The sequence below is a fragment of the Labedella phragmitis genome, from assembly GCF_004078635.1.
Lineage (GTDB): Bacteria > Actinomycetota > Actinomycetes > Actinomycetales > Microbacteriaceae > Labedella > Labedella phragmitis.
The window spans coordinates 261,175-281,784 of sequence record NZ_RZNB01000005.1 but is presented as its reverse complement, the minus strand read 5'-3'; the positions used below and the strand labels follow the sequence as shown (position 1 = coordinate 281,784).

The following is a 20,610-nucleotide window of genomic DNA, read 5'->3' as shown; positions in this document are numbered from 1 at the left end:
CCCGACCCGACACACCCACGAAATGAAAAAGCCCCGAAGACTGGCGAGAGTCTCCGAGGCTGTTCCGTGCACCCCCTGGGACTTGAACCCAGAACCCACTGATTAAGAGTCAGTTGCTCTGCCGATTGAGCTAGAGGTGCGTGATCCGGATGACCCGAACCGAGGGTCAACACTAGCATCCGATCGCGGAGCGCGCCAATCGACGATGCACCCGGAGGAATGCGTCCGGAGCCGCCCACGCCCTATCGTGGGATCGTGACCTCAGCCACTGGAAACGACCCCCTCGACGGACGCGCCCTCTCGGCCGATCTCGAGCTCGCCCTCCGCCTCGCGGACGTCGCCGACACCATCGCCATCGCTCGATTCCGATCCGCCGATCTCTCGATCTCGTCGAAGCCCGACCGCACACCGGTCACGGACGCCGACCTCGCCGTGGAGACGGCCATCCGTGAGATCCTCACGGCGGAGCGCCCGGGAGACGGCATCCTGGGCGAGGAGTTCGGTACCGGCGGGTCGACGGAACGCCAGTGGATCATCGATCCCATCGACGGCACGGCAAACTTCCTCCGCGGCGTGCCCAACTGGGCGACCCTCATCGCGCTCTCGATCGACGGCCGCCCCGTCGTCGGCGTCGCGAGCGCTCCGGCGTTCCGCAAGCGCTGGTGGGCATCGCGCGGCTTCGGCGCGTGGCTCCACGACGGCGACGACGAACCGCGCCGCTTGCGCGTCTCGGGCGTCGAGTCGCTTTCGGACGCGTCCTTGAGCTTCCAGAGCATCCAGCAGTGGGACGAGGCGGGATATCTCGACAGGCTCGTCGACCTCTCGCGAGCCGTCTGGCGCGATCGCGCGTACGGCGATGCGTGGTCGTACGGCTTGCTCGCCGAGGGTCTCGTCGATGTCGTCGCCGAGTTCGACGTGAAGGAGTGGGACATCGCCCCGTTCGCCGTGATCGTGGAGGAGGCGGGCGGTCGGTTCACGGCCGTCGACGGATCGGACACGATCGCGGCTCGCAGCTCGCTCGCCACCAACGGGGCCCTGCACGCCGACGTCGTGGCCGCCCTCGGTCACTGACGCTCTGACACACTGACGCTCTGACGAGGAGAGGCCGCCGTGCTCGAGGAGGGACTGCCGCGTCCGAACATCGACATGGCGGGAGCGACCCGCCTCGCCGACGAGGTGTTCGGCGTCACAGGGGCCGTGCGCGAACTCGGCAGCCAGCAGGACCGGAACTTCCTCGTCGCGAGTCGACAGGGTGACGTCCTCCTGAAGGTCAGCAACCGGGCGTTCGGACGCGCCGAGATCGAGGCTCAGAACGCGGTCATGCGCCACGTGCGGGCCGCCGGGATCGACGTGCCCGTGCCGCTGCCATCGCAGACCGGCGACCTGATATCGACCGTGGAGATCGACGGCGAGCCCCACCATGTCCGCCTGCTGTCGTTCGTCGCGGGTACGCCGCTCATCGATCGCGACCGACTGACGCCGTCTGACGTCGCCGCCCTCGGCGACCTCACGGGTCGGACGTCGCTGGCTCTCGCCGGCATCACGCACGAGGGCCTCGAGCGTCGCGACCTGCAGTGGGACCTGCGGAGCGGTGAGGACGTCGTGCGCTCTCTGGCGGACAGCGTCCCCGACGAGGCTCGGCGAGCACGTGTGCTCGACGCCCTCGCCGCCGTCACGGCGATGCTCGACGACCTCCGCGACGCGCTGCCGGTCCAGACCGTGCACGGCGACCTGACGGACGACAACGTCGTCATGCGTGTGGAGCGCGGGGCCTGCATCCTCTCGGGGATCATCGATTTCGGCGACGCCATGACGAGTTGGCGGGTGGCGGAGGTCGCCGTCGCGTGCACCGCCGCTCTGCATCGCGAGCCGGACGACCCGCTCGTCGCCCTACCGCTCGTGCGGGCGTTCGACCGCCACGTCGCACTGACCGACGGAGAGCTCCGGGCGCTCTGGCCCCTCGTGGTGCTGCGGGGAGCCGTCCTCGTCGTGAGCGGACTCCAGCAGGTCGCGATCGATCCCGGCAACGACTATGCCGCCGAGGCTCTCGAACGCGAATGGTCCGTCTTCGCGTCGGCCGCGTCGCTGCCGTTCGACGTCGCGGAACGGGCCGTCCGTCTCGCCCTCGACCGACCGGCCGCCCCGTTCAACGCGCCGCCCGCCGTCGTGCCCGCCGTGGGCGACACCACGGCCGCGCTCGTCGACCTCGGCTGGTCCTCGGACGATCTCCGCGAGGGCGACTGGTTGGAGGGTGACGGCACTGCCGCCGAGGCTCGAGCGGCCTCGGCCGCCGCTCCCGACGATGGCGTGGCGATCACGCGTTTCGGCGAGGGGCGGCTGACGCGGGCGACCGCCACCGGGTTGCGACCGCCGGTGAACGTGGGGCTCGGCGTCGACGTGCACTCGGACGGCCCCGTGGCGTTCCGAGCACCGATCGGAGGCGAGATCGCCCGCACGGCGGACGGGCACCTCGCCGTCGTGTCGAACGGTGTCGCCCTCGTCGTGGCCGGGCTCGAGAGCTCGCCCCTCCCGGGCACGACCGTCGCGCCCGGCGAGCCCATCGGCACCTGCGCCGGGCTCGCCACCGTGTGGGCGACGACGCCAACGGCAGCCGACGGACCACACAAGAGGTTCGTGACCCGCGCGCTCTTCCGGGGGCTGCGCTCCCGGTACGCCGACCCGACGGCACTGCTCTCGTCGTCCGTCGACGTCGAGTCCGCTGACGACATTGGTGCGACCGACGAGGCGACGCTCGCACGCCGGGCACGCTCCTACTCCCCCGTCCAAGGCCACTACTTCGAGGACCCGCCGCGCATCGAACGCGGCTGGCGCGAGCACCTCATCGACGTCGACGGCCGGCACTACCTCGACATGGTCAACAACGTCACGGTCCTCGGGCACGGCCACCCGGCCGTGGCGCGAGCCGCCGAACGGCAATGGCGTCTCCTCAACACCAACTCGCGCTTCCACTACTCCGCCGTCGCCGAGTTGAGCGAGCGGCTCCTCGAGACCCTCCCGACCGGGGCGTTCGACGCCGTCCTCCTCGTCAACAGCGGGACCGAGGCCGTCGATCTCGCCCTGCGTCTCGCACGGGCGTTCTCGGGACGGCCGGACGTGGCGTGCGTCGCCGAGAGCTACCACGGCTGGTCGTTGGCCGCCGACGCCGTGTCGACCTCGACGTCCGACAATCCGCGCGCCGGAGAGACCCGCCCGTCCTGGGTGCACGTGCTCGATGCCCCGAACGCCTACCGCGGCCGCCATCGTGGAACCGCTGCGGGCGCCGCGTACGCACGCGACGCGATCTCGAGACTCGGCGACTGGGCGGCGTCCGGAACACCCATCGGCACCTTCATCGCCGAGCCTCGTAACGGCAACGCCGGCGGGATCGCCGTGCCGCCCGGCTACCTCGGTGCCGTCTACGACGCCGTCCGGGCGGGGGGTGGCGTGGTCGTCTCCGACGAGGTGCAGGTCGGCTACGGGCGGCAAGGAGAGGTCTTCTGGGGTTTCGAGGAGCACGCCGTCGTCCCCGACATCGTCACGATGGCGAAGGCGATGGGCGACGGGCACCCGATCGGCGCCGTGATCACCCGCGGCGAGATCGTCGATGCCCTCGCGGACCAGGGCACCGTGTTCTCCTCAGCGGGCGGGAGCACCCTGAGCGCACGGATCGGCGTCACGGTCCTCGACGTGCTGCTCGAGGAGGACCTGCCCGGGAACGCTCGACGGGTGGGCGAACTGCTGAGGAGCGGGCTCATCGCTCTCGCCGAGCAGCACCCCCTCATCGGCGCCGTGCACGGCCGTGGGCTCTACCTCGGGGTCGAGCTCGTCCGCGATCCCGTGACCCGGGAGCCCGCGGACACGGAGACACGCATCGTCTGCGACCGACTCCGGGATCTCGGCGTCATCGAACAACCGACGGGCGACCGTGGCAACGTCCTCAAAGTGAAGCCGCCGATGTGCTTCTCGGCCGCCAGCGCGGCCTTCTTCCTCAGGGCCCTCGACATCGCACTGGCCGAACTCGAGTGACCGTCACGCCTTCTGACGTGGAGGGTTACGGACGCGCGATGCGTCGTGAAGAGAACCCGACGGTGTGACGACGACCGATGGTGGAGATGGGGGGAATTGAACCCCCGTCCATCGCTGTAATTCCGAGCCTTCTACGGGCGTATCCTGTGCAGACGTTCTACTCGGCCCCGACCTTTGCCACAGGCACCTAGGTCGACAGGCCCAGTCCGGGAAAAGTCCCACACACCGTCCGAACGCCGGTGTGCAGCAAGTCCCCTAGATGACGCCAGGGTCCGGATCGGGAACGCATCCGGTCTGACGGACTCTCAAACTCGCTTAGGCAGCGAGAGCGAAGTCAGTGCGCTTGGAATTGGCACTTGTGTTTTGCAGAGATCGTTAACGAGATAACCCTGCATCCTCGGCCCGCTTCTCTCGGTTTTGCAGGCGATGTCGAAACCGATCATCCCCGTGCACGATCCCGTGGAGTCTGCTCCACGAGAGCGGGTCGTCGTCACACTGTCGAGTTGTCAGGACCGGCAAACCGGTCAGCATGCGCATGGAGCGCTCACTCATTCTACAACGGCAGGGCGCCGGAGCTATTCCCCGACCATGTTCTTGGTGCGCATCGCGCGATCCGCCTCGCGCTTGTCCTGCTTCTCGCGGAGCGCCTGACGCTTGTCGAATTCGCGCTTTCCCTTGGCCACGGCGATCTCGACCTTGGCGCGACCGTCACTGAAGTAGAGGCGCAGCGGCACGAGCGTGTAGCCGCCGGGGGCGATCTTGTGGCTGATCTTGAGGATCTCCTGCTTGTGCAGGAGCAGCTTGCGCTTCCGCCGCACCGGGTGGTTGTTCCAGGTGCCCTGGCCGTACTCGGGGATATGGACGGCGTCGAGCCATGCCTCGGCGCCGTCGATGTAGGCGTAGCCGTCGACGAGGGACGCGCGACCGTGGCGGAGCGACTTCACCTCGGTGCCGGTCAGGACGAGGCCCGCTTCGTAGGTGTCCTCGATGAGGTAGTCGTGCCGAGCACGACGATTGGTGGCGACGACCTTCTCGCCCTTTTCTCTCGGCATGACCTGCTCCTCGTCCGCTCGCCCTCTCGTGAAGACAGCCCCCCAGTCTACCGGAGCGATCGTCGTCCCCGTGCGCATCGGGGCCCGAGGACGACGCCCGATCAGATGCGGAGGTACCGCTTGATCGCGAAGTTCGCCGACAGCGCCGCGAGCACCATGCCGAGAGCGAGCAGGATCGGAACCACGACGACCGCGTCAGCCACGTCGACGAAGCTGATGAACAGCATCCGCGGGGCGAGGTAACCCGACACGACGAAGTGCACGAGCGCGAGGATCGCGCCGCCGGCGAGGATCGACCCGATGAGCGCCGCGAACACGCCCTCGAGCACGAACGGTGTCTGGATGAATCTGTTGGACGCGCCCACGAGCCTCATGATCCCGAGCTCCTTGCGGCGCGAGTACGCCGAGAGACGGATCGTCGTCGCGATGAGGAGGACGGCGGCCACGAGCATGAGACCGGCGATGCCGATCGCGGCGTAGCTCGCGATGTTCAGCACGGAGAAGATCTGGTCGAGGTACTGGCGCTGGTCTGTCACCGTCTCGACGCCAGGGACACCGGAGAACGCCTCACTGATGACGGCCGATTGCGACGGGTCCACGAGGTTCACCCAGTAGGCCTGCGGGAGCTGGTCGGGAGTCACGAGGTCGGCGAGGTCGTTGCCCTCGAACTGCTGCTGGAAGTTCGTGTACGCCTGGTCGTTGTCCTCGAAGTAGGACTCCTGGATGTACGGCGCGAGCGTGTCCGAGTCGAGCTGCGCGCCGATGGCGGCGATCTGCTCCTCGGTGGCAGCTCCCCCGGCGCACGACTCCGCTGCCGAGTCGTTCGTGCAGAGGTACACGGCCACTTGGGCGCGGTCGTACCAGTAGTTCTTCATCTGCCCGACCTGCATCTGCATGAGCACGGCCGTCCCGACGAACGTGAGCGAGATGAAGGTCACGAGAACGACCGAGATGACCATGGACACGTTGCGGCGGAGGCCGTTGAGGGCCTCGGCCCAGACGAGTGCGAATCTCACTTCGTCGGCCCCACGTTCTGCTCGGTGTCCTCGTCACGCGGCTTGCCGGCGCGCAAGCCGAGCCTCTCGGCGAGGGACAGGTGTTCTTGCGTGTCGTCGGGCAGTGGCCCCGGGATCAACGGGAGTCCGGTGATGGGCTGGCTCTGCGTGAGCGGCTGCGCGGGCTCGGAGGGGCGGGGCGTGTCGTCGCGGTCCGGCTGCTCGCCCGCTGTCGCGAGGTCCTCGGAGGTGTCACGCGACCGAGCGGCCCACGGGGGCGTGCCGTCCGAGGCGCGTCCGCTCGGCGTCGTGCCAGCGGGCTCCGCCTGAGCGGCCGCCGTCTCGTTCGGCTCGGAGTCGCTCAGACGATCGATCGCCCCGGTCTCGCTCCGGTTCGCGCGCGTGGCCGACGGGGCGTCCGTCGCCTCACCCGTGGGCGCGACGACCTCCGCGGCCTCGGAACGGCGTTGGGTGACGACGGATTGGGTCGACGGCGCTTCGCGAGCGGCCTCCTCGACGGCGCGCTTCGCGCGTTCGGCGTCCGCGCCGCGCTCCTTGCGCGGTCCGAGCTCGGGGATCACGGCTGTGTTGCCGTAGCCTCCGTGCGTCTCGTCGCGCACGATCGCGCCCTCGACGAGTTCGATGACGCGCCGCTGCATCTTGTCGACGATCGCTGCCTCGTGCGTCGCCATGACGACGGTCGTACCGTTCGCGTTGATGCGCTCGAGCAACTGCATGATGCCGGCGCTCGTGGCGGGGTCGAGGTTTCCGGTCGGCTCGTCCGCGAGCAGGACCTGGGGCTTGTTGACGATCGCGCGCGCGATCGCGACGCGCTGCTGCTCGCCACCCGAGAGCTCGTGGGGCATGCGCTGCGCCTTGTTGTCGAGGCCGACCATCTTGAGGACGTCGGGCACGGCCTCCTGGACGAAGCCGCGCGACTTGCCGATCACTTGGAGCGTGAAGGCCACGTTCTGGAACACGGTCTTGTTCGGCAGCAGCCGGAAGTCCTGGAACACGACGCCGAGATTGCGGCGGAAGTAGGGGATCTTCCGATTGGAGATCGACGAGACGTTGTGCCCGAGCACGTGCACCGTGCCGGCGGAGGGCTTCTCCTCCTTGAGCACGAGCCGCAGACAGCTCGACTTCCCGGAGCCCGAGGCACCGACGAGGAACACGAACTCCCCGCGCCTCACCTCGAAGTCGACGGCGTTGAGCGCGGGTTTGATCGTGCCTGGATATTTCTTGGTGACCTGGTCGAAACGAATCATGGCTGTTCGAGCCTAAGCACGCTTCCCCCGGATGCTCGCAGGACTCGCCGGGCACGCCACCGCCGCCGACACCGTCGAGGCGAGCGGAGACGACCCGGCCGAGAGTGCCTACTCCCCGTCGATGTCCTTCATGGAGCGCCAGCGGATGCCGGCGGCGATGAAGCCGTCGAGATCGCCGTCGAAGACGTTCTGCGGGTTGCCGGACTCGAAGTTCGTCCGCAGGTCCTTGACCATCTGATACGGCGCGAGCACGTAGCTGCGCATCTGGTCGCCCCAGCTCGCCGTGATCGTTCCGGCGAGCTCCTTCTTCGTCGCAGCCTCCTGCTCGCGCTGCAGGATGAGCAGTCGCGACTGGAGAACGCGCATGGCGGCCGCGCGGTTCTGGATCTGGCTCTTCTCGTTCTGCATCGACACGACGATGCCCGTGGGGATGTGAGTGAGGCGCACGGCGGAGTCGGTCGTGTTGACCGACTGCCCACCGGGACCGGACGAGCGAAAGACGTCCACGCGGATGTCGTTCTCGGGGATGTCGACGACGACGGCCTCTTCGAGGAGCGGGATGACCTCGACGGCCGCGAAGCTCGTCTGCCTCTTGCCCGCGGAGTTGAACGGGCTCATGCGGACGAGGCGGTGCGTGCCGGCCTCGACGCTCAGGGTGCCGAACGCATAGGGCGCGTCGACCTCGAACGTCGCCGACTTGATGCCGGCCTCTTCCGCGTAGCTCGTGTCGAGGACCTTCGCCGGGTAGTTGTGTTGCTCCGCCCACCGCAAGTACATGCGGAGGAGCATCTCCGCGAAGTCGGCGGCGTCGACGCCACCCGCGCCGGCACGGATCGTGACGACGGCGGGCTTCGGGTCGTACTCGCCGCTCAAGAGCGTCTGCACCTCGAGCTCGCCGATCGTGGCGCGCACGGCCTCGAGTTCCTTGAGGACGTCGTTCGCGGAGTCCTCGTCCTCCTCGGCGTTCGCGAGCTCGACCATGATCTCGATGTCGTCGAGGCGGCTCTCGATGCTGTTGATGCGCGCGAGCTCCGACTGCCGGTGGCTGAGGGCGCTCGTGACCTTCTGCGCTTTCTCGGTGTCGTCCCACAGATCGGGCGCACCGGCCTGCTCGCTCAGCTCGGCGATGTCGGCGGTGACCCGGTCGATGTCGACCACGGTCTTGATGTCGGCGAAGGTGGCGCGCAGCGCCTGGATGTCGGCGCTCAGATCCAAAGGAAACATAACCGTGCAAGCCTACCGTGGAGCGCCGGACCGGGGCGTAGGGTCGGTTGTTGATGTCGGTCTCCTCCCCCTCGTTCTCCTTCCGTTCGGTCGCACTGTCGGCTCTGCTGCCCACATTCGTCTTCTCGATCGGCCAGGGCGCGATCATCCCGATGATCCCCGTCATCGCGTCGAGCCTCGGGGCGAACCTCGCCTTCGCTGGCTTCCTCGGCGGGCTCTTCATGATGGGAGAACTCCTCGGCGACGTGCCCGCCGGTTCGCTCGTGGCGCGCTTCGGCGAGCGCTCCGCGATGATCGGCGCCGCGATCGTCTGTCTCGTCGGCTTGGGGGTGTGCCTGCTGTTCCCCACGACGGTCGGGCTCGCGGTCGGCATCCTGTTGAGCGGGCTCTCCACCTCGGTGTTCGCCCTCGCGCGGCACGCCTTCATGACGACGTACGTGCCCGTGCAGTTCCGCGCCCGTGCGCTCTCCACCCTCGGCGGCACCTTCCGCGGCGGCTGGGCGATCGGCCCGTTCGTCGCGGCGGGGCTCATCCACGCGACGGGGTGGACGAGCATCGTCTTCTGGGTGCACGTCGTCGCGTGCGTGCTCGTCATCCTGATCCTGCTCGTGGTGCCCGATCCCACGGCATCGCTCGCACGGTCGAGGTCGGAACCCGGTGGCGAGCGGAGACGCGTCAACGTCTTCACGACCATCCGCGACAACCGCGCCGTGCTCGCGCGGATGGGGCTCGCGGCCGCGATCATGTCGGCCGTGCGGTCGTCACGCACCGTGATCCTGCCGCTCTGGGCGGTCGCGATCGGTATGGCGGACGCGCAGACGGCGATCGTCATCGGCATCGCCGGAGCCGTCGACTTCGCCCTCTTCTACACGTCCGGTCAGATCATGGACCGCTTCGGCCGGTTGTGGTCGGCGATCCCCGCGCTTACGGGCCTCGGGCTCAGTCACATCCTGCTCGCCTTCACGAGCACCGAGGGTCTCTTCATCGCGATCGCCATCACGATGGCCCTCGCGAACGGCATCGGAAGCGGCATCCTCATGACCGTCGGCGCCGACCTGGCCCCGCGCGACGACCCGGCCCGGTTCCTCGCCGCGTGGCGCTTCACGACCCACGCGGGCGAGGCGAGCGCTCCCCTTGCGATCTCCGGCATCACCGTCATCGCGTCCCTCGCGACCGCTAGCCTCACCCTCGGTGTCGTCGGCCTCATCGGGGCTCTGCTGTTCCTGCGACACCTCCCCCGGCACGTGCCGCGCGTCGCGCGGCCGGACGTGGGCTGAGCGCGAGCGACCGCTCGGCTTGTCGTCGCCCAGCGACCGCCACACAGCAACGGGGGGGGGCGCGACCGGAGTCGCCGGCCTGCGACGACGCTCGTCAGAACGCCTGGTGAACCGCGTAGGTTGACCTGGTGACTCGCGGTCGACGTCAGCACTCAACGGGACGACCGAGGCCGACGTCGTCGCTTTCGGGGATGCGCTCCAGACGATGCTCGCCGCGCAGCCGGAGCGACTGGAGCGGAACCGGGAGTCGTCGAGCGGCGGCGAGGGATCCCCCTGTTCAGCGCAGCACCGAGCGGGCAGACGACGTCGCCTCCAGACGGACGCCGTCGGGCAGGAACAGCGTGAGCACGGGCGGGCGCCACGACGACGACAGCGACACTTCGGCGCTCTGCCCGTCCGGACTGGTGGCCGCCTCGACCCGGATATCCTCCAGGCGAGTGCGTCCCACCCGGTCGACGTGGACCGTGACGGCTCTCGCGACGCTCTGGGATTCGAGCTCCACCGTGACCCCGGTCCCGTCCTCGGCGACACGGACGTCACCGAGGTCGAAGGCTTCCGCCCCCACGAGAGCGGCCGAGTCAGCGAGCGCCAGCAAGCGCTTCCGCTCGATGTAGAGGGAGGTCGCCGCGGCGACGACGAGGGTCACGACGAGCGCGAACGTCGCGAAACCGAGGGTCAGCACGAGCGTCGACCCGCGCTCCCCGCCGAGGATGTGCCTCATCACCGCTCCCCCACGTGGAACTCCGATACGGCGTTCACGGCGCTCGCCTCGATTGGGACCGTGACGAGCTCGTCGAGACCGAGGACGTGTGGAGCGAGCGGGAGGGACACGTCGAGCCGGACGACGACCGTCACGAGATCGCCGGGATCGAGGCACTCGTCCGGGCCTCCGTCATCACACGTGATCGACACGTCGGCCGCGGCGGGGTCGATCCCCTGGTCGGCGAGCGCGAACTCCACTGCGACCGAGGCATGATCGGTCGCCGAGTCGACATCCGCTGCGTCGACGAACAGGCGTGCCGCTTGACGTGCTCCTCCCTCGGCCGCGAGGACGGCCGACTGGATCTGGAAGAGCACGACCACGAGGTAGACGATCGGGACGAGGAGGACGAGACCCGCGACGATGAACTCGAGCGAGGCGCTGCCGTCCTCAGTCCTCGAGCGTCTCGACGGCGGCGCGTCCGACGGCATGCAATCCCTCCCCCACCCCGAGCAGACCGATCACCGGCAGGGTCCCGTCGACGGTGACGGCCATCGACGCGCGGCCGCGGTAATTGCCGTAGGCTGCGCTGACACGCGTCGTGTACCCGTCCCCGATGGCCGCGTCGATGAGAGCACGCGTGCGTTCGACGGCCTCGGCTGGCCCGTTGCCCGCGAGGGCCCCGAAACGCGCACCCTCCGAGGCCGCATCCACCACCGTCGTGCGGACGTGGAGCGCGAGGGCCAGTTGGATGACGGCGAGCGCGAGCGTCGTCAGCAGCACGGTTACGAGGAGGTTCTCGACGACCGCGGACCCTCGGTCGTTGCCGATCGCCACGGGCAGACCGCGTCGAGTTCCCCCAGTGAGGCGCATCACCGTGCAGGGAATCCGTTGCCGCGACCACGGCGACACTGTGTCACAGGCCAGAGACGCGCGACATGGCCTGCTCGAAGAGACCGGCGAGCGCCGGTCCGGCGAGGCCCCAGATCAGAATGACGAGACCGGCGGTCATCAGCGTTACGAGGACCCAGCCCGGGACGTCGCCCCGGTCGTCCGACAGTCGGCGTGACGCCCGGTTCAGGAGGCGTGTGATCGTACTCATGGAGGAGGCCTTTCGTCGGCGGTGTGCTTGTGAGACAGGAAGGGAACGGCGGGAAGGGGTTAGAAACCGGCGCGGAGCACCATGAGGCCCGGAAGGATCGCGAACGCGACCGAGAGCGGGAGGATCAAGAACACGAGGGGAACGAGCATCGCCACCTCCTTGCGTCCGGCGGACTCGAGGAGGCGCCTCTTGCCCTCCACCCGGACGTCGGCCGATTGGGCACGCAGCGTCTCCGCGAGAGGACTGCCGCGCTCGAGCGCACCCGTCAGCTGTTCGATCGTCCGTGACAACGCGGGCAGCGTGATTCTGTCGGAGAGGTCGGACAATGCCCGGGCGAGCGGCACCCCCGAGCCGACGTCCGCGGTCACTCGTCGGCACTCGGCCGAGAATTCGCCCGAACCGACCTGTGCGACGCGTCGGAGCGCGTCGAGAATGCCTTCACCCGCCGAGAGACTGAGGCTCAGGAACCCGAGGGCCGTCGGGAGCTCAGCCTCGATGCGCGCCACACGACGCTTCGCCCCCTGTGCGAGTTCCCACTCGCACGCGAGGGCACCGACTATCGCTCCCACGATCGGCAGCATCGCGACCAGGAACGGTGGAAGAGCGCCGCTCACGGCGGTCGCGACGGCCGGCACCGTGACGGTGGCGATCCCCACGACCGCCCACAGCAGCTGGCGGCGGCGGAAGGAGGGGACCTCGAGGGAAGCGCCGCGTTGACCGAGCCGCAGGGAGACGGTGTGATTGCTCGCGAGGAGAACCGACAGGAGATCGAAGAATCGACCGAAGACGGGTCTCAGCAGACCCCAGACGAGGGCGACGGGGTCACCGGACGGTCGATCCACCCAAGCTCTCGCCTCGTCGGAGACGTCCACGAGGTACGGTGCCACCCGTTCCCCGAGTCGTCGCACGCCGATACGGGGAACGATTCCTCCGAGGGTCCAGAGCCCGAAGCCCAGTGCTGCGCCGAACACGACGGACCACGCGGCCGCCGCGGTCACCGGAACCACCGCCGCTCCGTCGGAAGTCGCCCAACGGCGAGCATCAGGCGGTAGGCGACGACGGAGACGACGGCCCCGGCCACGATGAGCGATGTCCCCTCCGCGGACGCGTACGCCGCCGCCGCCTCCCGACGGGTCGACAGCAGCACGAGGACCAACCAGGGCGCAGCGACGCCGAGCTTCGCGGCGTTGCGGACCCAACTCTGTCGAGCGTCGAGTTCGGCTCGCGTCGCGGCCTCGTCGCGGAGCGCGACCGCCAACTGCCGAAGAATCGCCGTGAGGTCGGAGCCCCCGACTTCCCGCGCCATGCGCAGGGTCTCGAGAACGCGGTCCGCCACCGGGTCGTCCAGCACGGCCTTCAACCGGTCGACCGAACCACCCCACGACGCCGACGTGGCGTAATCACGCGCGAAGGCTCGGAACTCGGGCCGGAGGTCCTCTGGCCCCTGCCTCCCGAGGCTCGCGACCGCGTCGGGAACCGCGAGGCCCGAGCGAGCTGCGGCTACGAGGTGATCGACGATGTCGGGCCAGAGCGTCGAGCGCAGCCTCCGTCGAGCGGAGGCCCGAATGGACACGAGGACCCACGGCACCGCCGTTCCGACGAGAGCGGCCAGCACACCGATGACAGGGATGGACGTGACGATGACGGCGACGGCCCCGACGGTGAGCCCGACGATGACCGACACGACGACGAAGACCGGAAGGGGGACCCGCACGAGACCGGCGAGTGCCAGGCGCGCACGCACCGGGGCCAGACGATCTACAGAACGGACCGTCGCCTTCTCGCGGCGCGGCCACAATCGCGGAGAGACGATGAGGACGAGCCCTCCGCCGAGCGTGGCCCCGAGCACCCAGGTCATCGGTTGCGCCCACGATCGCTCGCCGGACTCCAGCCCGTCTCGGTGAGAGAACCGCCGCGAGTCTCGAACACCGTGCTGGCCTCGATCGCTCCGTCTCTGCCGGAACCCGTTGGCGCGATGATCTCGGAGACCCGCCGCCGGCCGTCGGCGTCGATGACGCAGTGCACTACGACATCGACGCTGGCGGCGACGGTGGGCCGGACGAAATCGGCGTCGATGTTGCGGCCGGCGAGCAGCGGAAGGGTGCAGAGCTTCACGAGAGCATCGCGCGCCGAGTTGGCATGCACGGACGAGGCTCCGGGGAGCCCCGAGTTCATCGCGATGAGGAGGTCGAGCGCCTCGCCCTCTCGCACCTCCCCCACGACGAGTCGATCGGGACGCATCCGCAGCGCCTCCTTGACGAGGCGGCGCAGCGTGATCTCGCCGGTGCCCTCGAGGCTCGGTTGTCGCCCTTGCAGACCGACGACATCCTGGCCGGGCAGATCGAGCTCGAACGTCTCCTCGACCGTGACGATGCGCTCACCGGACCGAGCCGCACCGAGGAGCGCCGAGAGCAGTGTGGTCTTGCCCGATTGCGTGCCGCCCGATACGACGATGCTGTCGCCGGCCCTGACGGAGTCACGGAGGAACTCGGCCGCTCTCGGCGTCAGCGAACCGAGCGACACGAGGTTGGCGAGACTGCGGACGCGACGCGAGAACTTGCGGATGTTGATAGCGGGATGACGGCGCGTGACGTCGGGGATGGCGACGTGGAGCCGCGAACCGTCGGGCAGCGAGGCGTCTACGAAAGGCGAACTGTGGTCCACCCGCCGACCGGTGCTCGCGAGCAGCCGCTCGATGAGATCCCGGACCGCCTCCTCGGTGAGCACCGTGTCCGTGAGTTCGCTCACACCGTTGCGGGCGACGAACACGCGGGACGGGCCGTTCAACCAGATCTCCTCGATCTCGGGATCGTCGAGGAACGGCTGGATCGCACCGAAGCCGGTGAGGACCGCGAGTGCCTCACGAGCGGCGACGTCCTCGTCGGCGACGACGGCACGAGCACCTCGGTACGAGGACTCGGCGTCGCGTCGCAACTCGTCGCGGACCAACCGTTCCGCCGCGACCCGGTCACCTCCGAGGTCGATGCCCTCTCGTCGTACCCGCGTACGCACGCGCTCGGCGATGCTGTCCCCCGACTGCCCCATGTCCAGCATGATCGCGCAATCCAGCCGGTATTCGTCCGCCCTCTCCACAGCGTCAACCTGTGTCGGCCCTTTGGCCGACGTTCGAACGTGAGGTACTAGCTCACACCACTGCCGAACCAGGATCGTTGCGACGCCACTACCGGCGTCTCCATCTACGAATGAGAAAAGTCATGAAACTACATCGGCTCGTCCTGAGAACCGTCATCGCCGGCGTTGCCGCGGGTGCACTTGCGCTAGCTGTACTGACCTCGATCGTTGTTGACGTAGGAGAGACCTCCGGTGTCGAGTTGGAGCTGTCTAGTTCTGCAGCTCGATCACACGGAGGTCTCTCGTGTCCCACGCTAATGCCCGGTTGACCCCTGCCGGCCGGTTGATCATGGTTCAGCGCATCGATTCGGGTCGTGCGGTGGCTCATGTCGCGTCCGAGATGGGAGTGTCGAGGACGACGGCGTGGCGGTGGTGGCGCCGGTTCCGGGAGGCGGGGATCGTCGGATTGCAGGACCGGTCCAGCGTCGCGCGTTCCCATCCGCGTCGGACGGGTGCGTGCGCGGAGACGCAGGTGCGGATCCTGCGAGCGTTGACTCGGCGCGGGCCGGTGTTCATCGGCGCCCGGTTGGGGATGCCCGCGTCGACGATCGGTCGGGTCCTGGCCCGTCATCACACTCCGCTGTTGCGTGACACCGACCCCGTGACCGGGGTCGTGATCCGGGCGACGCGGCGAACGAAGAACCGTTACGAGCATCCCTATCCGGGGTCGTTGGTCCACATCGACGTGAAGAAACTCGGCCGCATCCCGGACGGCGGCGGTTGGCGCGCCCACGGCCGGAGCGAGAAAGTCCGCGGTCGCGGGATTGGTTACGACTACGTCCACACCGCGATCGATGACCACTCCCGGCTCGCTTATGCGGAAATCCATGCCGATGAGAAAGGCGTCACCGCGGCCGGTTTCCTCAAGCGCGCGACCGCGTTCTATGCCTCCGTCGGAGTGAGCATCAAACGCTGCTTCTACTTTCGACGACGAGCCGTCCGAACCCATACGACGATGAATGCCACAATCGCAGCCACTGCGAACAGTGAAATGACTGCGTTGATAAGAGTGAAGTTGCCGAACATTGACCGATCTTTCTCTAGCAGAAAATCTCAGCCGGCAAGCTGAAACGAGCCGGTGGGGGTGTAATAACGCACGTCATATCGAATCGTTAAATAGACGACAATCGCGTCATAGCTCCGCGACCGCTTGAACACATTCTTCTTGCCTTTGACCGTCGAGCACGGTGACTCAGAGTAAACCACTCCGACCCCACTCACCCCCACGACGCTATACGCGCGCACGTGCGTGCAGGCGACGATCTTATTCACCTTGCCTCCGCCAACAGCCGTGAATGAGGCACGATAAGAGTTGTTGGCGCTGAACTCCCCGTTCGTTGTGTAAAGCGAACCCTTCACACTGCCGGTGCCACCTGCGCCCTTTCCCGACTTAGCTCTATCGTCCCCTACCGCTCGAATGGTTGAGCGAGTTATCCCCAGCGCGCTTGGGACTGCCGCCGATCTCGCCCATCAGTATCCGTAACACCGCGGACTCAGTTCACGAGAGTTCGGCACCTGCTCCCCCGCGTCTCTAGAATTGACAACGCACCACGACGCGGAAGTGGCGAAATCGGCAGACGCGCAGGATTTAGGTTCCTGTGCCTTCGGGCGTGGGGGTTCGATTCCCCCCTTCCGCACTCACGAGGAGGCCCTCGTTCGCGCGGCGAACCTGCTCCCGAACGGGGGCTCATCCTCCCGGCGGATATTTGGCGGGATCCCGGGTTCGCGGCATAGCCGACGGCTAGACTTCGAGCACCGAACGTGCGCCGACTGGCTCGGAAGCAGCCGACGACTGGAGACCCGATGCATCACTCCGCACTCATCCCCTGGCTCGACCCTGAGAGCATCATCGTCACCGCCGGCCCCTGGGCTCTCCTCGTCGTGTGCCTCATCGTCTTCGCGGAGACGGGTCTCCTCGTCGGCTTCCTGCTCCCGGGCGACACGCTCCTCATCATCACGGGTCTCTTCGCCTTCCACCCGGGACTCGGATTCCCCCCGTTCGTCGTCGCGCTCGCGATCGGTCTCGCGGCCTTCCTCGGCGGTGAGGTCGGCTACCTGATCGGTCATAAGGCCGGGCCGAAGGTCTTCGAACGCAAGGAATCCGGCCTCTTCAGCATCGAGAACGTCGAACGAACGAACGCGTTCTTCACACGCTTCGGCGGGCTCGCGGTCATCGTCGCGCGCTTCGTCCCGATCGTCCGCACCTTCGCGCCGGTCGCCGCCGGCGTCGGCCACATGGACTACCGCAAGTACACGTTCTACAACCTCGTCGGCGCGCTCGTCTGGGGTGCCGGGCTCACGTTCCTCGGCTACCTGCTCGGCTACATCCCGCCCGTCGCCGACTTCGTGCGCAACTACATCGACATCATCCTCATCGCCGCCGTCGTGCTCACCCTCGCCCCCACGATCTACCACTACGTGCAGTCGAGCCGGAAGGCGAAGCGTCACGCGGCCGCGGGAGACGCCGTCGTCGATCACGACGAGGCCGAGCAGCTCGTCCTCGACCGCACGCTGTTCGACCAGGACAAGGACAACGACCGGCCCACCGGTCGCGCCTGATCCTCGACTTCCGCGTTCGCGGACGACACGACAGCGAGCGCCGTCGGGAGAGCTGTCAGCGGTGGTGCTGGTCCTCGTGGGCTGCGTGAGCGGCAGGCTCGAGCTGGAACGTCGAGTGCTCGACGTCGAAGTGCGCCGTGAGGCACTCCCCGAGATCGTCGAGCAGCCGACCGGCCCCGTCCTGGCGGAAGACGACGGCGTCCACGACGACGTGCGCCGAGAACACGTGCCTTCCGGAGGTGATCGCCCACACGTGCACGTCGTGGACGCCGACGACCCCTGGCGTCCCGCGGATGTGATCGCGGATGACCTCGACGTCCGTGCCGAGCGGCGCCGACTCGTTGAGCACGCGCCAGACGTCACGGATGAGGAGGGCGGCCCGCGGGAGGATCCCGGCGGCGATGAGGAGCGACACGATCGCGTCCGCCTGGACGAAGCCCGTCGTCGCGATCACGATGGCCGCGACGATGACGCCGATCGACCCGAACGCGTCGCCGAGGACCTCGAGGTACGCGCCCCTCATGTTGAGGGACCCCTTCGCCGAACCGCGCAGGATGAGGAGCGAGACGACGTTCGCGACGAGACCGACGACGGCGACGAGCAGCATGGGCAGAGCCGCCACGTCCGCCGTACCCGGTTCGACGAGCCGCCGCACGCCCTCGATCCCGACGCTCACGGCCACGACGGTGAGGATGAGTCCGTTGAGGAGCGCGGCGAGGATCTCCGTCCTCTGGTACCCGAAGGTGTGGCGATCGGTGGCCGGGCGCCGGGCGATGCCGATCGCAACGAGCGCGATGACGAGGCCCGTGAGGTCGGAGAAGAGGTGCCCGGCGTCGGCCAGCAGGGAGAGCGAGCCCGTCACGAGTCCGCCGATCGACTGCGCGACGAGGACGACCGCGACGATCGGGATGACGATCAGCAGACGGGACCGGTCCGCGGCGCCGTGTGCGTGATCGTGAGCCATGACTCCAGCCTACGTCCTTCAGACGACTTCGGAACCGCTGGTCAGCTATGAGAAATGATCGTCGTTCCCATTATCGGGCCGAACACCTCACTCGTCGCGCGAGGTGAGAATCATGCTGAGGTGCGGGATGGCGTCGGCGACGGCCCGAGCTCGGTGCGAGACCGTGTTCTTCTCCTCCGGGCTGAGCTCGGCGGCGGTCCGGCCGTCGCCCTCCGGAATGAAGATCGGGTCGTAGCCGAAACCGTTCGCTCCCCCGCGTTCCGTGGCGAGGGCACCGGGCCACACGCCGACGGCGATCGCCTCGTGCTCGGGCGTCCCGTCGATGCCCGGTACGACGATGGCGATGTGGCACTCGAAGCGGGCACCCCGGTCCGACGGAGCGATGTCCTGCAACTGCGCGAGCAGGAGTTCGAGATTGGCCTCGTCACCGCGACCCGGGCCGGCCCACCGCGCCGAGAAGATGCCCGGCGATCCGCCGAGCACGTCGACGCAGATGCCGCTGTCGTCCGCGAGGGCGATGCGCCCCGTGTGGGCGGCGGCGGCCCGCGCCTTGATCAAAGCGTTCTCCTGGAACGACAGGCCGTCCTCGACGGGCTCCGGGCCGTCGTACGGGAGCACCGTCACGCCGGGCAACGCCTCGCCGATGATGCGCTGGAACTCCTCGACCTTGTGCGCGTTGTGCGTCGCCAGCACGATCTCGACGACGGCCACGCCCTCGTCCGTCATGCCGTGCCGTTCTGCAGCACCGACCGCTGGATCGCGGCGAGTTCGGCGGCGCCCTCGACCGCGAGGTCGAGGAGCGAGTCGAGTTCCGCTCGATCGAACGGCGCACCCTCCGCGGTCCCCTGCACCTCGACGAACTGGCCGCCTCCCGTCACGACGACGTTCATGTCGGTCTCGGCGCGCACGTCCTCGACGTACGCGAGGTCGAGCATGGGGGCGCCGTCGATGATCCCGACGGAGACCGCCGAGACGCTGTCAGTGAGGGGCACGGCGTTCTTCGACACGAACTTCTGATCACGGGCCCAGGCGATCGCGTCGGCGAGCGCGACGTAGGCGCCCGTGATGGCGGCCGTACGGGTTCCGCCGTCAGCCTGGAGGACGTCGCAGTCGATCACGACGGTGTTCTCGCCGAGCGCCTTCGTGTCGATGACAGCCCGGAGGCTCCGCCCGATGAGGCGCGAGATCTCGTGAGTGCGGCCACCGATCCGTCCCTTCACCGACTCGCGGTCCATGCGGTCGTTGGTGGAACGCGGGAGCATCGCGTACTCCGCGGTGACCCACCCCTTGCCCTTGCCCTGCAGCCACCGCGGGACACCGTTCGTGAAGGACGCCGTGCAGAGCACCTTCGTGCGGCCGTAGGAGATGAGGGCTGACCCCTCGGCCTGATCGCTCCACCCCCGCTCTATCGTCACGGGTCTGAGCTGCTCGGGGATACGGCCGTCGGCGCGAATGGTGTCGGTCACGAAGTGCTCCTCGGTGCGGGGTGGAGGGTGGACAGATCGATGGCGCCCGTCTGGACGAGGTCGACACGGTCGATCTCACGACCGAGCAGTCGGTTGGCGAGGTCGCGGAAGTCATCGGCGCTGTTGCCGGTCGCCTCGTAGCGGCGGGTGGGCTGTTCGAGCGAGGTGCGTTCGAGGCCGCGGGAGACGAGTTCGCGGTACACGTCGCTCGCCGTCTCGGAGTCGCTCGAGACGAGGGTGACGCTCGGTCCCATGACGTATGAGATCGCGCCCTTCAGGAACGGATAGTGGGTGCATCCGAGAACGAGCGTGTCGACGCCGGCGTGACGCAGCGGCGCGAGGTACTCCTCGGCGACAGCGAGGACCTCGGATCCCGTCGTCACACCCGATTCGACGAACTCGACGAAACGGGGGCACGCGCGAGTGAACAACTCGAGTTGAGGAGCTGCGGCGAACGCGTCCTCGTAGGCGCGGGAATTGATCGTCCCGACCGTGCCGATCACGCCGACCCGCCGGTTCCGCGTGGTCGCGACGGCCGTGCGCACCGCCGGCTGGATGACTTCGACGACGGGGACGTCGTAGCGTTCCCGCGCATCCCGCAGCATTGCCGCCGATGCGGTGTTGCACGCGATCACGAGCATCTTGACGCCCTGGGCGACGAGATCGTCGAGCACTTCGAGGGCGTAGCGTCGGACGTCCGCAATGGGCTTCGGACCATAGGGCGAGCGCGCCGTATCGCCGATGTACAGGATCGATTCCCTCGGCAGTTGGTCGTGGATCGCGCGCGCCACGGTGAGCCCACCGACCCCAGAGTCGAAGATCCCGATCGGTGCGTCCGTCACGAG

The 20,610-nt window shown here is 68.2% G+C and carries 19 protein-coding genes, 2 tRNA genes, 1 other RNA gene and 1 pseudogene; 6 read left to right on the top strand and 17 right to left on the bottom strand.

From position 1 onward, the window contains the following. Nucleotides 1–67: 67 nt before the first annotated feature. A tRNA-Lys gene (locus ELQ90_RS13400) sits at nt 68–140 on the bottom strand. Between the two features lie 115 nt (nt 141–255). Between ELQ90_RS13400 and ELQ90_RS13395 the strand changes: the two genes are divergently transcribed. Beyond that, nucleotides 256–1,071 carry an inositol monophosphatase family protein gene (locus ELQ90_RS13395; RefSeq protein ID WP_243696181.1) on the top strand — a complete coding sequence of 272 codons (816 nt, stop codon included), beginning with the start codon at nt 256–258 and terminating at the stop codon, nt 1,069–1,071. A gap of 39 nt (nt 1,072–1,110) precedes the next feature. Next, the gene (locus tag ELQ90_RS13390; protein ID WP_128495774.1) at nt 1,111–4,026 is read left to right on the top strand and encodes an aminotransferase; all 2,916 of its coding nucleotides are present in this window, start codon (nt 1,111–1,113) and stop codon (nt 4,024–4,026) included. A 78-nt stretch (nt 4,027–4,104) separates the two neighbouring features. Here the strand turns inward: ELQ90_RS13390 and ssrA are convergent. The 5 genes from ssrA to prfB form a co-directional block, all read right to left on the bottom strand. Further along, nucleotides 4,105–4,473, bottom strand: a transfer-messenger RNA (tmRNA) gene (gene ssrA / locus ELQ90_RS13385). Between the two features lie 128 nt (nt 4,474–4,601). After that, a complete protein-coding gene (smpB, locus tag ELQ90_RS13380) occupies nt 4,602–5,078 on the bottom strand; it encodes an SsrA-binding protein SmpB (protein WP_128495773.1) in 477 nt (158 codons plus the stop codon). A gap of 101 nt (nt 5,079–5,179) precedes the next feature. Then, nucleotides 5,180–6,094, bottom strand: a complete 915-nt coding sequence (gene ftsX / locus ELQ90_RS13375; RefSeq protein WP_128495772.1) for a permease-like cell division protein FtsX — start codon at nt 6,092–6,094, stop codon at nt 5,180–5,182. Continuing rightward, nucleotides 6,091–7,341, bottom strand: coding sequence for a cell division ATP-binding protein FtsE (gene ftsE / locus ELQ90_RS13370; RefSeq protein ID WP_128495771.1), 1,251 nt, complete (start codon nt 7,339–7,341; stop codon nt 6,091–6,093). Before ftsE ends, ftsX begins: the two co-directional genes overlap by 4 nt. 108 nt (nt 7,342–7,449) lie before the next feature. Further along, nucleotides 7,450–8,565 carry a peptide chain release factor 2 gene (prfB, locus tag ELQ90_RS13365; RefSeq protein WP_128495770.1) on the bottom strand — a complete coding sequence of 372 codons (1,116 nt, stop codon included), beginning with the start codon at nt 8,563–8,565 and terminating at the stop codon, nt 7,450–7,452. A gap of 53 nt (nt 8,566–8,618) precedes the next feature. Between prfB and ELQ90_RS13360 the strand changes: the two genes are divergently transcribed. Beyond that, complete coding sequence (locus tag ELQ90_RS13360; protein WP_128495769.1) at nt 8,619–9,842, top strand: MFS transporter; 1,224 nt, start codon at nt 8,619–8,621, stop codon at nt 9,840–9,842. 277 nt (nt 9,843–10,119) lie between these two features. Here the strand turns inward: ELQ90_RS13360 and ELQ90_RS13355 are convergent, their stop codons facing one another. From ELQ90_RS13355 to ELQ90_RS13325, 7 genes are all read right to left on the bottom strand, one after another. Further along, on the bottom strand, nt 10,120–10,563 hold the full coding sequence (locus tag ELQ90_RS13355) for a pilus assembly protein TadG-related protein (RefSeq protein WP_128495768.1): 444 nt from the start codon (nt 10,561–10,563) through the stop codon (nt 10,120–10,122). Continuing rightward, nucleotides 10,563–11,033, bottom strand: coding sequence for a TadE/TadG family type IV pilus assembly protein (locus tag ELQ90_RS13350; protein WP_128495767.1), 471 nt, complete (start codon nt 11,031–11,033; stop codon nt 10,563–10,565). Before ELQ90_RS13350 ends, ELQ90_RS13355 begins: the two co-directional genes overlap by 1 nt. Continuing rightward, nucleotides 10,993–11,379 (bottom strand): TadE/TadG family type IV pilus assembly protein, encoded by a 387-nt coding sequence (locus tag ELQ90_RS13345; RefSeq protein ID WP_243696180.1) that lies wholly within the window; start codon nt 11,377–11,379, stop codon nt 10,993–10,995. Before ELQ90_RS13345 ends, ELQ90_RS13350 begins: the two co-directional genes overlap by 41 nt. Nucleotides 11,380–11,458: 79 nt before the next feature. After that, nucleotides 11,459–11,644, bottom strand: coding sequence for a hypothetical protein (locus ELQ90_RS13340; RefSeq protein WP_128495766.1), 186 nt, complete (start codon nt 11,642–11,644; stop codon nt 11,459–11,461). Between the two features lie 59 nt (nt 11,645–11,703). Then, complete coding sequence (locus ELQ90_RS13335) at nt 11,704–12,651, bottom strand: type II secretion system F family protein (protein ID WP_243696179.1); 948 nt, start codon at nt 12,649–12,651, stop codon at nt 11,704–11,706. Continuing rightward, the gene (locus ELQ90_RS13330; RefSeq protein ID WP_128495765.1) at nt 12,639–13,502 is read right to left on the bottom strand and encodes a type II secretion system F family protein; all 864 of its coding nucleotides are present in this window, start codon (nt 13,500–13,502) and stop codon (nt 12,639–12,641) included. Before ELQ90_RS13330 ends, ELQ90_RS13335 begins: the two co-directional genes overlap by 13 nt. Next, a complete protein-coding gene (locus tag ELQ90_RS13325; protein WP_208020661.1) occupies nt 13,499–14,689 on the bottom strand; it encodes a TadA family conjugal transfer-associated ATPase in 1,191 nt (396 codons plus the stop codon). The genes ELQ90_RS13330 and ELQ90_RS13325 overlap by 4 nt, the downstream gene beginning before the upstream one ends. Before the next feature lie 331 nt (nt 14,690–15,020). Here ELQ90_RS13325 and ELQ90_RS13320 point away from each other — a divergent pair. The 3 genes and pseudogenes from ELQ90_RS13320 to ELQ90_RS13310 form a co-directional block, all read left to right on the top strand. Further along, nucleotides 15,021–15,680 (top strand): annotated as a pseudogene (locus ELQ90_RS13320) (helix-turn-helix domain-containing protein); the annotation flags it as partial. Between the two features lie 651 nt (nt 15,681–16,331). Then, nucleotides 16,332–16,413, top strand: a tRNA-Leu gene (locus ELQ90_RS13315). 166 nt (nt 16,414–16,579) lie between these two features. After that, nucleotides 16,580–17,335, top strand: a complete 756-nt coding sequence (locus ELQ90_RS13310; protein WP_128495764.1) for a DedA family protein — start codon at nt 16,580–16,582, stop codon at nt 17,333–17,335. Nucleotides 17,336–17,390: 55 nt separating this feature from the next. Here ELQ90_RS13310 and ELQ90_RS13305 read toward each other — a convergent pair whose 3' ends face one another. The 4 genes from ELQ90_RS13305 to murI all read right to left on the bottom strand — a co-directional run bounded on the left by ELQ90_RS13305 (nt 17,391) and on the right by murI (nt 20,607). Beyond that, nucleotides 17,391–18,299, bottom strand: a complete 909-nt coding sequence (locus tag ELQ90_RS13305) for a cation diffusion facilitator family transporter (protein WP_128495763.1) — start codon at nt 18,297–18,299, stop codon at nt 17,391–17,393. An 87-nt stretch (nt 18,300–18,386) separates the two neighbouring features. After that, entirely contained in the window at nt 18,387–19,025 is a 639-nt protein-coding gene (rdgB, locus tag ELQ90_RS13300; protein WP_128495762.1) for an RdgB/HAM1 family non-canonical purine NTP pyrophosphatase, read from the bottom strand. After that, nucleotides 19,022–19,765 carry a ribonuclease PH gene (rph, locus tag ELQ90_RS13295; protein WP_128495761.1) on the bottom strand — a complete coding sequence of 248 codons (744 nt, stop codon included), beginning with the start codon at nt 19,763–19,765 and terminating at the stop codon, nt 19,022–19,024. The genes rdgB and rph overlap by 4 nt, the downstream gene beginning before the upstream one ends. Further along, complete coding sequence (gene murI, locus ELQ90_RS13290; RefSeq protein ID WP_128495760.1) at nt 19,762–20,607, bottom strand: glutamate racemase; 846 nt, start codon at nt 20,605–20,607, stop codon at nt 19,762–19,764. The genes rph and murI overlap by 4 nt, the downstream gene beginning before the upstream one ends. Between the last annotated feature and the right edge of the window lie 3 nt (nt 20,608–20,610).

What these genes read in the sequence shown, in the direction of transcription:
- smpB (WP_128495773.1), bottom strand. Translation starts at nt 5,078, where the DNA reads ATGCCGAGAGAAAAGGGCGAGAAGGTCGTCGCCACCAATCGTCGTGCT.
- ftsE (WP_128495771.1), bottom strand. Translation starts at nt 7,341, where the DNA reads ATGATTCGTTTCGACCAGGTCACCAAGAAATATCCAGGCACGATCAAA.
- prfB (WP_128495770.1), bottom strand. Translation starts at nt 8,565, where the DNA reads ATGTTTCCTTTGGATCTGAGCGCCGACATCCAGGCGCTGCGCGCCACC.
- ELQ90_RS13360 (WP_128495769.1), top strand. Translation starts at nt 8,619, where the DNA reads ATGTCGGTCTCCTCCCCCTCGTTCTCCTTCCGTTCGGTCGCACTGTCG.
- ELQ90_RS13355 (WP_128495768.1), bottom strand. Translation starts at nt 10,563, where the DNA reads ATGAGGCACATCCTCGGCGGGGAGCGCGGGTCGACGCTCGTGCTGACC.
- ELQ90_RS13350 (WP_128495767.1), bottom strand. Translation starts at nt 11,033, where the DNA reads ATGCCGTCGGACGCGCCGCCGTCGAGACGCTCGAGGACTGAGGACGGC.
- ELQ90_RS13340 (WP_128495766.1), bottom strand. Translation starts at nt 11,644, where the DNA reads ATGAGTACGATCACACGCCTCCTGAACCGGGCGTCACGCCGACTGTCG.
- ELQ90_RS13330 (WP_128495765.1), bottom strand. Translation starts at nt 13,502, where the DNA reads ATGACCTGGGTGCTCGGGGCCACGCTCGGCGGAGGGCTCGTCCTCATC.
- ELQ90_RS13325 (WP_208020661.1), bottom strand. Translation starts at nt 14,689, where the DNA reads ATGGGGCAGTCGGGGGACAGCATCGCCGAGCGCGTGCGTACGCGGGTA.
- ELQ90_RS13310 (WP_128495764.1), top strand. Translation starts at nt 16,580, where the DNA reads ATGCATCACTCCGCACTCATCCCCTGGCTCGACCCTGAGAGCATCATC.
- ELQ90_RS13305 (WP_128495763.1), bottom strand. Translation starts at nt 18,299, where the DNA reads ATGGCTCACGATCACGCACACGGCGCCGCGGACCGGTCCCGTCTGCTG.
- rdgB (WP_128495762.1), bottom strand. Translation starts at nt 19,025, where the DNA reads ATGACGGACGAGGGCGTGGCCGTCGTCGAGATCGTGCTGGCGACGCAC.